Below are 14,524 nucleotides of genomic sequence, written 5' to 3' on the forward strand. Positions count from 1 at the left end.
CATGAACACAAGATTCGTGACTGGAAATAAATAACAGCTGTACAGCAATAATAAACGTCGTACTCAGACAATAACGAATAAAAAACGAGAGATGGCCATGAAGGGCGAGCAAACCTCCCTTGACGATTATCGTCTTGAAGATCGCTATAAACGCACAGAGGGCCGTGTTTTCCTGACCGGTACCCAGGCTCTGGTGCGTATTCCCATGATGCAGCAGCTGGTGGATCGCCGCGACGGGCGCAATACTGCCGGCTTGATCAGTGGCTACCGTGGCTCACCGCTGGGTGGCTATGACCAGGAGCTGTGGCGGGCCGGCAAGCTGCTGGACGAACATAATATTGAATTCAAACCAGCCATTAATGAAGAACTGGGTGCCACCATGGTGCTGGGTTCCCAGCAGGTTGAAACAGACCCGGATAAGACCGTCGATGGTGTATTTGGTATCTGGTATGGCAAGGGCCCGGGTGTTGACCGTGCCGGTGATGCTCTGAAACATGGTAATACCTATGGTAGCTCTCCCAATGGGGGTGTGCTGGTAGTAGCCGGCGATGACCATGGCTGTGTTTCTTCCTCTATGCCGCATCAATCCGATGTCGCTTTTATGTCGTGGTTTATGCCGACGATTAATCCGGCATCTGTCAGTGAATATCAGGACTTTGGCCTGTGGGGCTTTGCCCTGTCCCGTTTCAGTGGCATGTGGGTTGGTTTCAAGGCCATCTCGGAAACCGTTGAAAGTGCGGCTTCTGTTGAGCTGAAACCGCTGCCTGAATTTACGATTCCTGAAGACTTCGAAGCACCGGCTGATGGTCTGCATTACCGCTGGCCTGACCTGCCGGGGCCGCAGCTGGAAACCCGGATCGAGCACAAGCTGGCTGCAGTTCAGGCTTTTGCTCGTGCTAACCCGATTGATAAAAAGATCTGGGATAATCCGAAAGCCCGGTTTGGTATTGTCAGCACCGGTAAAGGCCATCTCGACCTGATGGAAGCGCTGGATCAGCTGGGTATTGATGAGAATAAAGCCGCTGAGCTAGGCATTGCCATTTATAAGGTGGGCATGGTCTGGCCGCTGGAAAAACAGGGCATTCTTGATTTTGTCCATGACAAGGACGAAGTGCTGGTTATCGAAGAGAAGCGCGGCATTATCGAGAGCCAGATCAAGGAAGCCATGTCCGAGCCGGACCGTCCCGGCGAAGTGCTGATTACCGGCAAGCAGAATGAAATCGGTGATCCGCTGATTCCCTATGTTGGCGAGCTGAGTCCGAGCCTGCTGGCACCTTTTATTGCCGGTCGTCTGAAGCGACTGTTCGATCTGGATCTGACCGAAGAGCTGAAAGCGATTGGTATTACCGGACACTGTATTTCTGATCCGGGTAATGTTCGTCGTCTGCCGTATTTCTGTTCCGGCTGTCCGCATAACCGCTCGACCAAGGTGCCGGAAGGCAGTAAGGCGCTGGCCGGTATTGGCTGTCACTTTATGGCGTCATGGATGGGACGTGACACCAGTTCTCTGATCCAGATGGGTGGTGAAGGTGTGAACTGGGCCGGTAAGGCACCGTTTATTGGTAATGGACATATTTTCCAGAACCTGGGTGAAGGCACCTATTTCCATTCCGGCTCGCTGGCGATTCGTCAGGCCGTCGCGTCTGGTATCAATATCACCTACAAGATTCTGTTTAACGATGCGGTAGCCATGACCGGTGGCCAGCCGGTAGATGGCCAGATTACGGTACCGATGATTGCCCAGCAGGTAACTGCAGAAGGGGCTCGCAAAGTCATCGTGATGTCGGATGAGCCGGAAAAATATAAAGGTCACGAGAACCTGTTCCCCGCAGGTGTAACCTTCAAGCACAGGGATGCGCTTGACCCTGTTCAGCGTGAGCTGCGTGAAATCAAGGGCGTCACTGTACTGATTTATGATCAGACCTGCGCCTCGGAAAAACGTCGCCGTCGCAAGCGTGGCCAGTTCCCGAACCCTGCGCGTCGCGCCTTCATTAACCATCATGTGTGTGAAGGGTGTGGTGACTGCTCGGTACAGTCCAACTGTCTGTCCGTAGTCCCCAAAGAGACCGAACTGGGTCGTAAACGCCAGATTGACCAGTCCAGCTGTAACAAGGATTTCTCCTGTGTGGATGGTTTCTGCCCCAGCTTTGTCACCATTGAAGGCGGAGACCTGAAGAAGAAACAAGGGATTGGTACCGGTAATGCTTTCCAGCAGCAGCTTGATGCACTGGCTTCACCATTGCACCAGCCACTGAATAACAGTTACAGCCTGCTGGTCGGTGGTGTGGGTGGTACCGGTGTTGTTACCGTCGGTCAGTTGATCACTATGGCGGCGCATCTCGAAGGGAAAGGCGCTACTGTGCTCGACTTTATGGGTTTTGCCCAGAAGGGCGGTATGGTGCTGAGTTATCTGCGTCTGGCCTCCAGTCCGGCTAAGTTGAACCAGCTGCGTATTGACCACGGTGGTGCGGATGCCCTGATCGGTTGTGATCTGGTGGTTTCCACTTCTGACAAGGCTCTAAGCACCCTGCGCAAGGAGCATACAAAAGCCGTCGTAAACCGGGCAGAGCTGCCGACAGCGGATTATGTACTGTACCGCGATGCGGATATGGACTCAGATCGTCGTCTGAAACTGCTGGGCGAAGCGCTGGGTACCGAAGACCTGATGACAACCCTGCATGCCAACCATATGGCCGAAAAACTGCTGGGTGATACCGTATTCTCCAACGTTATGGTGCTGGGCTTTGCCTGGCAGCGTGGTCTGGTGCCGGTTTCTCATAGTGCACTGATGCGTGCCATCGAGCTGAACGGTGTTGCTATTGAAAAGAACAAGCAGGCCTTTGGCTGGGGCCGTCTGGCAGCTGCCAACCGGGCCTTTGTGAATGAAGCGCTGCAGGATGAACCGAAAGTTTCCCGGGAACTGACACTGGATCAACGACTGACCCGTAATGTCAGCTATCTGACTGATTACCAGAATCAACAGTGGGCCAATGGCTACAGCAAGCTGATTGCGGATGTGCAGGCTGCAGAACAAAAAGTAGCTGGGCACGATGAGAGTCTGCCGCTGACTCAGGCCGCAGTACGCCAGCTGTTCCGACTGATGAGCTACAAGGATGAATATGAAGTTGCAAGGCTCTATACCCAGACAGACTTCCTAAAACAGGTCGAAGAAACCTTCGAAGGCGATTACAAACTCAATTTCTATATGGCTCCGCCCATATTCAATGGTAAATTGGACGGCCGTGGCCGTCCGGTAAAACGCCGGTTCGGTCCGGGTATGCTGAAATCGCTGAAAGTACTGGCGGGCATGAAAGGATTGCGCGGATCAGCCCTTGATCCGTTCAAGCACAGTGCCGACCGGAAGCTGGATCGCCAGTTGCTGGCCTCCTATCAGGAGTTGCTGCGCAAGCTGATCACCGAGCTGAGCCAGGATAATTACCAGACCGCTATTGAGCTGGCCAATATCCCGGCAGAAATCAGAGGCTTCGGACCGGTCAGGGAGAAGTCAGCCGGGCAGGCAGAAGCACGCCAGAACATATTGTTACAGCGTTTTGAGCAACCATCTGTACAATCAGCCTCGAGAACGAAAACGATAGAGGAAGTTGTTAATGTTTGAACATCTGACTGCCCTGCCACCGGACCCGATTTTGCGACTGCTGGCTGAACAGCGTCAGGATAATAACCCGCAGAAAATTGATCTGGGGGTCGGTGTCTACAAGGATGCTCAGGGCGCTACCCCGATTATGCAGGCGGTAGACCGTGCCGAGCGTATTCTGCTGGAAACCGAAAACACCAAGACCTATGTTGCCCCGGCCGGTAATGCCGGCTTTAACAGCAGCATGGCTAAGTTGCTGATGGGCAGCGATAACCCGGTACTGGAAAGTGGTCGTCTGACTGTAGCCCAGACTCCAGGTGGTTGCGGTGCACTGCGCATGGCCGCTGAATTCCTGAACCTGTGCAAGCCGGGTAACAAGGTATGGCTGAGTGACCCCAGCTGGGCCAACCACCACCCGCTGCTGAACAGCGCTGGTCTGGAAACAGTTGAGTACCCTTACTACGACTATGAAAACTGTGGCATTCGTTTTGATGCCATGATGGACAAGCTGGAATCCGAAGCTAAAGCCGGTGATATCGTGCTGTTGCACGGCTGCTGCCATAACCCCAGTGGTGCTGACCTGAATCAGGAGCAGTGGCAACAGGTAACCGAGCTGTGTCTGCGTAAAGGTCTGCTGCCGTTTATCGATATTGCCTATCAGGGCCTGGGTGACGGTCTGGATGAAGATGCCTACGGTGTACGCCTGATGGCTGAGAAAATGCCGGAACTGGTTATTACCGCATCCTGCTCCAAGAACTTCGGCCTGTACCGTGAGCGTACCGGTGCTGTAATGCTGTTGTCTGCCAATGCCGATCAGGCTGCGGTTGCTGCCAGCCGCCTGTTCAGTATCATCCGTGGCTGCTACTCCATGCCACCGTCACACGGTGCATCTGTAGTTGATCTGATTCTGGCCAGCGATGAACTGACCACTGTATGGCAGGACGAACTGGCTGCCATGCGTCAGCGGATTCACTTCCTGCGTGGTGCAGTGGTTGACAAGTTTGTTGCTTCCGGTATCGATCGTGACTTCGGCTTCATTCAGCAGCAAAGTGGTATGTTCTCGTTCCTGGGTATTAACCCGGCGCAGGTTCATCAGTTGAAAAAGGACTTCAGCATCTACATGGTTGATTCCAGCCGAATCAATATTGCTGGTCTGAGCGAAAACAATATTGATTACTTTGTAAACTCTGTCACTCAGGTATTGAAGGCGTAAGCCGGTCATAACTGTTTGATAAATGCTGTCGGTCGGGATGACCGACAGCAACCTGCCTGAATATCTTCAGCTGCAAAGCGCAGCACCTAAAAACAAAAATCAGGGAATAATATGAGTGAAGTAGCACACTCCGGGGGCGGTGTGTCTGAATCTGCAGATGCGCGTGCAGGTAATCCGATGTGGTCGTCGCGGCTGGCTTTTATTCTGGCTGCCAGCGGCTCTGCTGTCGGGCTCGGTAATATCTGGAAGTTTCCTTACATCACCGGAGAAAACGGCGGGGGCGCGTTTGTTCTGGTGTACCTGCTGTGTATTGCCATTGTTGGTCTGCCGATTTTGATTGCCGAAGTGATGATCGGTCGCTGGGGCGGCGGCAGTCCTATTCGAACCATGCAGTGGCTGGTTAAGAAAGAGGGTCTAAGCCGTCACTGGGTTGGTCTGGGGTGGCTGGGGGTTTCTGCCTCGTTTTTGATTCTTACCTTTTATTCCGTGATTGGTGGCTGGGCCGTCAGTTATGTGGGGGAAGCGGCGAACAGCAGTTTTGCCGGTGCCAGCAGTGATGAGATAGGCAGTATATTTGGTGGTCTGCTGAGTAACCCGTGGCAGCTTTTCATGTGGCACAGTGTATTTATGCTGGCTGTCGTGATGATTGTGGCCCGTGGCCTGAAATCCGGTATGGAAAAGGCAATCAATATTCTGATGCCGCTGCTGTTTCTGTTATTGCTGGTAATGGTGGGGTATGCCGCGAGCACAGACCATTTTTATGCCGGAATCGAGTTTCTGTTTGCTGCTGATTTCAGCAAGCTGTCTACCGAAGCGGTACTGAGTGCACTGGGTCATGCTTTCTTCACTTTGAGTATCGGTGTCGGGGTTATGTTTGCCTATGGCTCGTTCCTGCCCAAAGATGTGCCGATTGTTAAGACAGCGGTGACCATTTCCGTTGTTGATACCGGTGTAGCTTTGCTGGCTGGTCTGGCGATTTTCCCGCTGGTATTTGCCAATGGACTGGAGCCCGGAGCTGGCCCGGGGCTGATTTTCCAGACCCTGCCACTGGCTTTCGGAAAAATGGCAGGCGGCGTGTTCTTCGGCACACTGTTCTTTGCCCTGCTGGTGATTGCCGCCCTGACTTCTGCTATTTCCATGCTGGAGCCTACGGTTGAATGGCTGGAAGAGCGCCAGGGTTTTAACCGGATGAAGGCGACAATTGTGCTGGGCGCACTGGCCTGGATTATGGGTATTGGAACCGTACTGTCTTTTAACGAGTGGGCCGAGTTCTATCCGCTGGCGTTTATTCCGGTATTCGAAGGCAAGACCATCTTCGATATTCTGGATTACCTCACCGCGAATCTGATTATGCCGCTGAGCGGACTGTGCCTTGCAGTGTTTGCCGGCTGGTTTATGAGCCGTAAGGTGGTTAAGGAACAGTTAGGTCTGGGTGATGGCGTTTTATACGACAGCCTGATTTTTACCCTGCGCTTTTTGACTCCGGCTGCTGTGGCGATTGTGTTTATCTATAATCTGTTTTAATTGTCAGGTTCAGATAATGCAAAAGCCCTCTGACATACAGGCAATGTCAGAGGGCTTTTCATTAGAAAATCATCTCAATAACGCTTTACTTCTCCCTTGGGTGCATATTTTTTAACATCAATAGGAGAGTTTTTCTGAATGTATTCCTTCAGGACTTCGGCATCGATATAGCCGGTATTAATAAATCCGGGTTTATCCTCAATCTTCGGATAACCATCTCCCCCGGAAGCAGAGAAGCTGTTTACTGCCATGCGGTAGGTTTTATTGTCATCAACTTTCTTGCCGCCAACCAGCAATTTTTTCAGCATACCGTCTTCCACCGTCATGGTGACACCAGCAAAGTGAGCAAAAGCGCCGCTGTCCGGTGGCATACTGCCGATAACCTGCAGATAGTTTTTCAGGTCCTTGCCAGACAGTTCATAGTAACTGACCTGATTGGAGAAGGGCTGCACTTTCAGAACATCGCGGTAGGTGATATCGCCTTCGGGAATACTGGCTCGAATACCTCCACTGTTTATAACCGCCAGATCAGCCCCGGTGCGTTCCATCTGGGCCATAGCAATCAGTCGGCCCAGTGCTGTTTCATGAAACCGGACTTCGGCGCGATCTCCGGGTAGCCGGGCATTGGTTGAGCCTACTTTAACGCTGAGCCGCTCTTCCCCTTTCTGCTGGTAAGGCATCAGCAGATCGAGCATTTCAGGATCTTCGGGAATCTGCTTGTCGATATAGACATAAGTTTTCTTGCCGTCCCGAATTACTTTTTCTTTCAGGTTGACCGGGACCAGCCGGTATTCGGTCAGCTTGAGAATGCCGTCACGGTAAATAAAGTCAGCCCGGCCAACATACTTGCCCCATTCAAACGCCTGCATGATATAGGTGGAATTTTTGATATCGGGACGGAATAGCGGATCCTGGGAATGGCCGCCGGCAATAACATCAACACCATCGACTTCATTGGCCAGCCGGTAATCACCGGGCGCATTAACACCATGTTCTCCACGGAAGTACCAGCCCAGATGGGTTGCGGCAATCACAATATCGGCCTGTTTCTGCAGCTCGGGCATTAGTGCTGTAGCTTCGGTGACCGGGTCACGAAAATCCAGATCCTTGACCACATCCGGATTGGAGGTAGTGACTGTATCAAGGGTCGTGAGACCAATAACCGCTACTTTCAAATCACCTGCTGTGAGAATGGTGTAGGGTTTGAACAGTCGCTGGCCGTTATCCCGCCGATAGATATTGGCTGCGAGAAGAGGAAATTCTGCCCATTTGGCCTGCTGCATCAGGATCGGCAGCGGGTTATCGAATTCATGATTGCCCACGGCGGATGCATCGTAGCCGATCAGATTCATGCCCTTGATATCAGGCAGTGCATCGAGCAGGTCTGAAGAGGGAACACCGGTATTGATATCGCCGCCGGATAGCAGTATCACTGCACCGCCTTCTGCCTCAACTTCTTTTCTGATCTGGTCGACCAGGGTTTTACGGGCGGCCATACCGCCTTCACCACGATGGTTGCGCCAGAAGTGACCATGGTTGTCATTGGTATGCAGGACTGTCAGTCGATGCACCTTGCCATCACACAGCTTCGATTTCGATGAGTCTTTTACCGGCTCGGAACTACAGGCCGATAACAGCGCAATACAAACGATTAACCATGCGTAGCGAAATAGGTTGAACACCCGCATCTTGAACCTCCGGGGTACCGGTTACAGAGCGAGTGCTTAGTTTAGGTGCTCTTTGCAGAAACCGACTACTGAAGCAAAGCTGTCGATATTTGCCATAGTCGTTTGGCTGCAGTGTCATCGGTGGCTACAGGCTTGAGAGATTTGGCTGCCGGTGACCCGCGTAGTCCAAAACGCGGCCCATAGTACTGGCCAGCTTTAACATCAGGTGCCGTAGCAGCATAAAGTTGAGGCTTTACCCCTGTATCAAGCGGTGATGCCAGCCATTTTGATAAACAACCTCCGACGCCTTCTGCTTGCTGGCGTTCGGATGCAGTAAGTCCCGGATGAGCACTTACGGCAATGGTTGACGAATTGCTGTTGGCAAGTTGTTTATTGAGCTGGTGGACAAACAGTAAATTGGCGAGTTTACTGGTGCCGTATACTTTTACCCGGTTGTAGGGTCTGTGTTGCCAGTGCAGGTCATCGAAGTCGAGATCTCCAAAGGCATATCCACCACTTGAGACCACAACAACTCTGGCTTTTTCAGCTTTATCCAGCAGGGGGAGCAAAGCCTGTGTAAGCGCAAAGTGACCGAGGTGGTTGGTAGCAAAGTGCATTTCATACCCGCGGGAAGTCTGCATCCGGGTTTCCAGATTAACTACACCGCCATTACAGATCAGTAAATCCAGAGAACTGAATCTGTTGCTAAGTTCTGCAGCGAATGTAGCAATTGTATTTGTGTCGGTCAGATCCAGCTGAAGCAGGCAAAGCTTTGCCCCGGGAAATTGTGTCTGAATCTGCTCTATCGCCTGCTGACCTTTGTTGATATTGCGGGCTGTCATGACAACGTGCGCACCCTTGCGTGCAAGCTCAAGACTGGTTTTATATCCGAGTCCGGTATTGGCACCCGTCACTATTGCGACTTTACCGGACAAATCCGGCATATCGGCTGCTGTCCACTTTTTGCAAAGCATTAGCATTCTCCTGTCTGCTATTCAGGGTCGCAGTGTAAACTGTGACCTATACCGCTCAGTCAAGAGATAACTTGTGAAAGTCAGCGAACTTTGCCGTCAGGCTCAAGTGTCAAAAGCCCTGGTGCGTCACTATGAGTCACTGGGGCTGATTTATTCCAAGCCCGTTCAGGCAGGTAGCCGCCAGTATCGTGATTTTCCGGATGAAACGGTCAGGCGCCTGCAGCTTATAAAGCAGGGGCAGGCTATTGGTTTTACCCTGAAAGATATTGCGCCATTGCTGGATGCTTTTATGGCGAAAGAAATGTCTAAAGTGGAGGCGTTGCAAGTGCTGCTGGAGCAGAAGAAAAGGATTGAAGATGTTCTTGAGTGTGCCCTGCAGACGCACAGGCAAATATCAGAAAAAATCGATTATCTGCACCAGAAGCAGGCAGGTGACTGCTTTTCGGAAGATAATAAAAAAGGGTAATGCAATATGCATTACCCTTTTTGTTCACCTGAAAGGTGAAACTGTAATCCGACTCTAACCGCTAACGGGTGCCGGATTCACAAAGCATCTGAATTACAGAGCTTCGATGTTCTCTGCCTGAGGACCTTTCTGGCCCTGAGTTACAGTGAACTTAACCTTTTGGCCTTCAGCCAGGGTCTTGAAGCCGTCGCCAACGATCTGACGGAAGTGGGCAAATACGTCAGGACCGTTGTCCTGAGCGATGAAACCAAAACCTTTCTCTTCGTTGAACCACTTAACGGTACCGGTAGTAGTAGACATAATCGTCATCCTGAATTTTAAACATGAATAACACCTCGCAAACGCAAGGCGGTGGTGCTAGAAGTTTTGTTATTGCTTATGAAACGCAGGACGGGCTACTACACCCAAGCATTCTGATTCAGATAATCTGAACCGGTACATAAATAATAAAGCACTTTTAACATGGGGCTTATTATATAAGTTGTGAGCGTGAATGCTATGAGTAGTTCACTCTTTTTTTTGTCTTATTGCACTTGTCTGGAGCGGAAGATACGAAGTTTAGCGGGTTTTGATCAGATTTGGCGGGGAGAAAAACAAAAAAAGCCCGATTCATATGAATCGGGCTTTTCTGATATGGCGGTGAGGGAGGGATTCGAACCCTCGATACGTTTCCGTATACACACTTTCCAGGCGTGCTCCTTCGGCCACTCGGACACCTCACCAAGTTTTGATCCGGGGCAGTGGTTGCTGCCTCAGGACGCGGCGTAATTTATAACAGGATCAGTAAGATAGCAACACCTGAGTCAAAAATAGTGAGCAATCATTCAGGGCTTTTCGATCCAGCTCTGAATCGTATTCACCCACATGGGATGATCATTGAGGCAGGGGATCAGAGTCAGCTTTTCGCCGCCAGCTTCCTGAAATACTTCCTGACCGCGAATTCCGATCTCTTCCAGCGTCTCGATACAGTCAGCTACGAAGGCCGGGCAGATTACCAGCAGGTTCTTCACTCCGTTGGCGGCAAGTTCCTGTAACTGGGGCTCGGTGTAGGGCTCAAGCCATTTGTCACGTCCCAGCCTGGATTGAAATGCAACAGAGTAGCGATCTACCGGAATCTCGGCTCTTTCAACAAATTCAGCAGTCGTGCGGTAAATCTGGTGCCTGTAGCAGGTGGGATGTGCAGTGGAACTGCGCTGGCAACAATCCTGTGAAGACAGGCAGTGACTGCCGGTAGGATCATCTTTCTTAAGATGACGCTCGGGCAAACCGTGATAGCTGAACAGCAGGTGGTCATAAGGTTGCTCCAGCCACGGGCGGGCACTTTCTACCAGTGCTTCTATATAGTCTTTGTCATCGTAAAACACTGGCTGCACTTTCAGCTGCACATTTAACTGGTGCTTGCTGATGATACGCTGTGCTTCTTCAACCACAGTTTTTACTGTCGACATGGCGTAGTGCGGATACAGGGGCAACAGCAGGATTTCTTCAATACCGGGTTGACGGGCCAGTGCTGTCAACTCGGTTTCCATATCCGGGCTGGCGTAACGCATGGCCAGTCGAACCGGGAGATCAGTTTGCTGTTGCAGCTTATCGGTCAGCTTCTGGCTGTTTACTTTCAGGGGAGAGCCTTCCGGTGTCCAGATGGAAGCATAGGCTTCAGCAGATTCCTGTGGCCGCTTGGGCAGTACGAAGGCACTGACAATAAAGCGCCGCAGTAACCAGGGCAGATCGATCACATAGCGGTCCATCAGGAACTGGTTCAGATAGCGACGGACATCCGGAACAGAAGTCGAGTCCGGTGAACCCAGGTTAACCAGTAGTACACCGCGGCGCTGAAGGGACGAAGTGGAGGATGACATGGCTTCCGGTGCAGGCATGGTTTTTCTCGGCTGGTCTGCAAGGTTATAAGACGTTTTATAATGGGTCAGGAGGCAGCCGGAGTATAAACTACTCCGGCTGGGTTTTTACAGGGAGATTTCCCCGTTATAGAAGGCAGCTCCGTGGCAGAAGCCTGATAGTGTTATCTGGCAGATACTGCCTGAGCTTTTTCCTTGCGGCGGGCGCTATAGTCCAGTACCAGATAACCCACTACTGCTGAGAGTATCGAGCCCAGCAGGATACCAATCCGGTCAGCCTGCATATAAGCCGTGTCGGTAAAGGCAAGGCCGCCCACAAACATACTCATGGTAAAGCCGACACCACACAACAGCGAGATACCATAAAGTTGCAGCCAGTTACTGCCGGAAGGCAGTCGGGCCAGCCCCAGTTTGATGGTGATCCAGGCACTGCCAAACACACCCAGCGGCTTGCCGATAAACAGGCCTGCCAGAATCCCCAGAGGTACCGGACCGAACATGTTCTCCAGCTGAGCACTGTCCAGGGTCACCCCTGCGTTGGCAAAAGCAAATACCGGAAGAATAAAGAAAGCGACCCAGGGGTGCAGTTCGTGTTCCAGGTGCTCGGCCGGTGAGTGACCGGGTTTGCTTCCTTCCATCGGAATCAGCAGTCCGAGACAGACACCTGCCAGCGTTGCGTGAACGCCTGACTTGAGTACACAGACCCACATAATAGTACCGACCAGCATGAACGGTGTGAGGCGAGTGACACCTTTATAGTTCATGAAGGCCAGAATACTGAGGCAGATTCCTGCCAGAATCAGTGAAGTCTGGGAGAGGTCGTTGGTATAGAACAGGGCGATGATAATAATCGCGCCGAGGTCATCAATGATCGCCAGTGCCAGCAGGAATACTTTCAGGCTGGTCGGTACCCGTTTGCCCAGCAGTGCCAGTACCCCGAGGGCAAAGGCAATATCAGTTGCCGCCGGAATCGCCCAGCCACTGAGTGCTTCAGGGTCATGCTGATTCATAAAGGCGTAGATCATGGCCGGAACCACCATGCCGGCAACTGCGGCGATAGCCGGCAGAACTACCTGGGAGGGGCTGGACAGCTCGCCTGAAACGAATTCCCGTTTGACTTCGAGACCGATGGTCAGAAAGAAGATCGCCATCAGGAAGTCATTGATCCAGTGCAACAGGCTTTTATCGATGCCGTAATCGGCGAAAGAAATCTCCAGCTTGGAATGCAGCAGCAGATCGTACCAGGAAACCAGCGGTGTATTGGCAACGATCAGAGCCAGCAGAGATGCAGCAGCAAGTAAAATGCCCCCTGCAGATTCAAGCTTTAAAAATCGCTGAAAGGCGGTCAAAGAATCTACTCCTGAATAAAAATCGAAGAGGCAGTGTATTTGTTATTGCCTGCCCTGTACAAGTGACAGTTTCGATGATTCGGGGGGAGGGGTAAATACCTAAATTGTTACGATTGGCCGCTACAGTAAGGCTACACCGGTTACAAAAGCAGGCTGACCGATTGGAAACGGCAGACATTAATACAGATTGTTGAAACCCCCTTGATAGCAGGACTCGAAGACTTTTCGTTATTCCGTTACGGCTGTGCGGAAGGCACGGTAAGCGTCATTTGATATTACAAAATCGTTAGTTGCGAGCAGTTGCATTTACTAATCAATCCGGTATAAACCGCATCTTCTTTATAGACAACCCAACCAAGGTTTTTATGTCTTTCGAGTAATACCCGTGTGGCCTGAGGGCATTGAGTGCAGGTCTCAGAAACACCTGTAACCCCGGACTACACGGTAAAATTTCAAGGAAATTTTAATGCAGACACATCGTGCGCTTGCTGCTGCGCTAAACGAAGCTCCCTATCCCGACAACCCTGTTCAGGATATCTCCGCTCCCCACACTTCCACTGGACATGAAGTGACACCGGACCATGAAGTGGCCCCGGATCATTTTGTTGTGCGTGACGGCAAGGTTTTTGCCGGTACCCATCTGATTATTGATCTCTGGGATGCCAAATATCTGGATGATCTGGAAAAGATGGAATCGGCCCTGCGTCGCTCGGTCGAAGTGGCCGGAGCAACCCTGCTCCATATTCACCTGCATCACTTTACACCGGAAGGGGGTATTTCCGGCGTAGCAGTGCTGGCTGAATCCCATATCAGTGTTCACACCTGGCCGGAACGCAACTTTGCGGCCTTTGATATTTTCATGTGTGGTGATGCTGTACCTTCCAGAGCCCTGAGTGTACTGGAAGAAATGTTTATGCCGGGCCGAATGAATGTCAGCCGGCACCTGCGGGGTATCGTTCAGGAGGGAGTACAATGAGTCACACTGACAGTCAGGCGAATGATAGCCGCCGTTATGATGAATCCCTTTACAAGGGTATCTACGGTCAGTTCTTTGGTATGGACGAGGTGCTGTTTGAAAACCGCACCGAACACCAGCATCTGGTTATTTTCAACAACCAGCGGTTTGGTCGGGTGATGGCACTGGACGGTGTTATCCAGACGACGGAAGCCGACGAATTCTTCTACCATGAAATGCTGACCCATGTGCCGCTGCTGGCGCACGGAAATGCCAAGCGGGTGCTGATTATCGGTGGTGGTGATGGCGGAATGCTGCGTGAAGTATGCCGACATGAATCTGTTGAGCATATCACCCAGGTTGAAATTGACCGTCAGGTTGTGGATATGTGCCGGGAGTTCCTGCCGAATCATTCTGCCGGAGCCTACGACGATCCTCGTCTGAATCTGGTAATCAGTGATGGGCTGGATTATGTGCGAAACAGCACTGACAAGTTCGACGTCATTATTTCTGACTGTACTGATCCGATTGGCCCGGGTGAAGCCCTGTTTACCAGCGAGTTCTATGAAGGCTGCAAACGCTGCCTGAATGAAGGTGGTGTTCTGGTAGCCCAGAATGGCGTCGTGTTTATGCAGCCGGAAGAGGTGACTGTCAGTGCGCAGCGGTTAAAGCCTTATTTTGACGATGTGTCTTTTTACGTTGCCGCGGTGCCGACTTATGTTGGTGGGCAAATGACGTTTGCATGGGCGACAGATAATCCGGCGCTGCGTCAGTTGTCGGTTGAAGAGATTAGCCGTCGCTTCGAGCAGTCCGGTCTGCGTTGCCGTTACTATACCCCGGCAGTGCACGTTGGCAGCTTTGCCCTGCCACAGTATGTACTGGATCTGCCAGGTATGGCTGATACCCAGCAGGCAGGTGACTGAGC

At 51.7% G+C, this 14,524-nt stretch carries 11 protein-coding genes and 1 tRNA gene; 6 read left to right on the top strand and 6 right to left on the bottom strand.

Annotated features, from left to right (window positions below):
* The first annotated feature begins 91 nt into the window (after positions 1–91).
* From ACYZZ0_RS20045 to ACYZZ0_RS20055, 3 genes are all read left to right on the top strand, one after another.
* Complete coding sequence (locus ACYZZ0_RS20045; RefSeq protein WP_461538444.1) at positions 92–3,616, top strand: indolepyruvate ferredoxin oxidoreductase family protein; 3,525 nt, start codon at positions 92–94, stop codon at positions 3,614–3,616.
* Positions 3,609–4,808 (top strand): amino acid aminotransferase, encoded by a 1,200-nt coding sequence (locus ACYZZ0_RS20050; protein ID WP_461538445.1) that lies wholly within the window; start codon positions 3,609–3,611, stop codon positions 4,806–4,808. Before ACYZZ0_RS20045 ends, ACYZZ0_RS20050 begins: the two co-directional genes overlap by 8 nt.
* A 111-nt stretch (positions 4,809–4,919) precedes the next feature.
* The gene (locus ACYZZ0_RS20055; RefSeq protein WP_461538446.1) at positions 4,920–6,332 is read left to right on the top strand and encodes a sodium-dependent transporter; all 1,413 of its coding nucleotides are present in this window, start codon (positions 4,920–4,922) and stop codon (positions 6,330–6,332) included.
* Between the two features lie 74 nt (positions 6,333–6,406).
* On the opposite strand, the gene ushA is transcribed toward ACYZZ0_RS20055, so the two are convergent.
* The gene (gene ushA, locus ACYZZ0_RS20060; protein WP_461538447.1) at positions 6,407–8,020 is read right to left on the bottom strand and encodes a bifunctional UDP-sugar hydrolase/5'-nucleotidase UshA; all 1,614 of its coding nucleotides are present in this window, start codon (positions 8,018–8,020) and stop codon (positions 6,407–6,409) included.
* A 65-nt stretch (positions 8,021–8,085) separates the two neighbouring features.
* Positions 8,086–8,973, bottom strand: coding sequence for an oxidoreductase (locus ACYZZ0_RS20065; protein ID WP_461538448.1), 888 nt, complete (start codon positions 8,971–8,973; stop codon positions 8,086–8,088).
* A gap of 73 nt (positions 8,974–9,046) precedes the next feature.
* Between ACYZZ0_RS20065 and ACYZZ0_RS20070 the strand changes: the two genes are divergently transcribed.
* Complete coding sequence (locus tag ACYZZ0_RS20070; RefSeq protein WP_461538449.1) at positions 9,047–9,439, top strand: MerR family transcriptional regulator; 393 nt, start codon at positions 9,047–9,049, stop codon at positions 9,437–9,439.
* 93 nt (positions 9,440–9,532) lie between these two features.
* On the opposite strand, the gene ACYZZ0_RS20075 is transcribed toward ACYZZ0_RS20070, so the two are convergent.
* The 4 genes from ACYZZ0_RS20075 to nhaA form a co-directional block, all read right to left on the bottom strand.
* The gene (locus ACYZZ0_RS20075; protein WP_461538450.1) at positions 9,533–9,739 is read right to left on the bottom strand and encodes a cold-shock protein; all 207 of its coding nucleotides are present in this window, start codon (positions 9,737–9,739) and stop codon (positions 9,533–9,535) included.
* Between the two features lie 334 nt (positions 9,740–10,073).
* Positions 10,074–10,161: transfer RNA gene (locus ACYZZ0_RS20080), tRNA-Ser, on the bottom strand.
* A 102-nt stretch (positions 10,162–10,263) separates the two neighbouring features.
* The gene (gene hemH / locus ACYZZ0_RS20085) at positions 10,264–11,316 is read right to left on the bottom strand and encodes a ferrochelatase (protein ID WP_461538451.1); all 1,053 of its coding nucleotides are present in this window, start codon (positions 11,314–11,316) and stop codon (positions 10,264–10,266) included.
* Between the two features lie 143 nt (positions 11,317–11,459).
* Positions 11,460–12,644, bottom strand: coding sequence for a Na+/H+ antiporter NhaA (gene nhaA, locus ACYZZ0_RS20090; RefSeq protein ID WP_461538452.1), 1,185 nt, complete (start codon positions 12,642–12,644; stop codon positions 11,460–11,462).
* 466 nt (positions 12,645–13,110) lie between these two features.
* On the opposite strand from nhaA, the gene speD reads away from it, so the two are divergent.
* Together speD and speE are read left to right on the top strand one after the other, a co-directional pair.
* A complete protein-coding gene (gene speD / locus ACYZZ0_RS20095) occupies positions 13,111–13,620 on the top strand; it encodes an adenosylmethionine decarboxylase (RefSeq protein ID WP_461538453.1) in 510 nt (169 codons plus the stop codon).
* Entirely contained in the window at positions 13,617–14,522 is a 906-nt protein-coding gene (gene speE, locus ACYZZ0_RS20100; RefSeq protein WP_461538454.1) for a polyamine aminopropyltransferase, read from the top strand. Before speD ends, speE begins: the two co-directional genes overlap by 4 nt.
* Positions 14,523–14,524 lie beyond the last annotated feature (2 nt).

The sequence above is a fragment of the Spongorhabdus nitratireducens genome, from assembly GCA_947387575.1.
In the GTDB taxonomy this organism is placed as follows: Bacteria; Pseudomonadota; Gammaproteobacteria; order Pseudomonadales; family Endozoicomonadaceae; genus CANDOC01.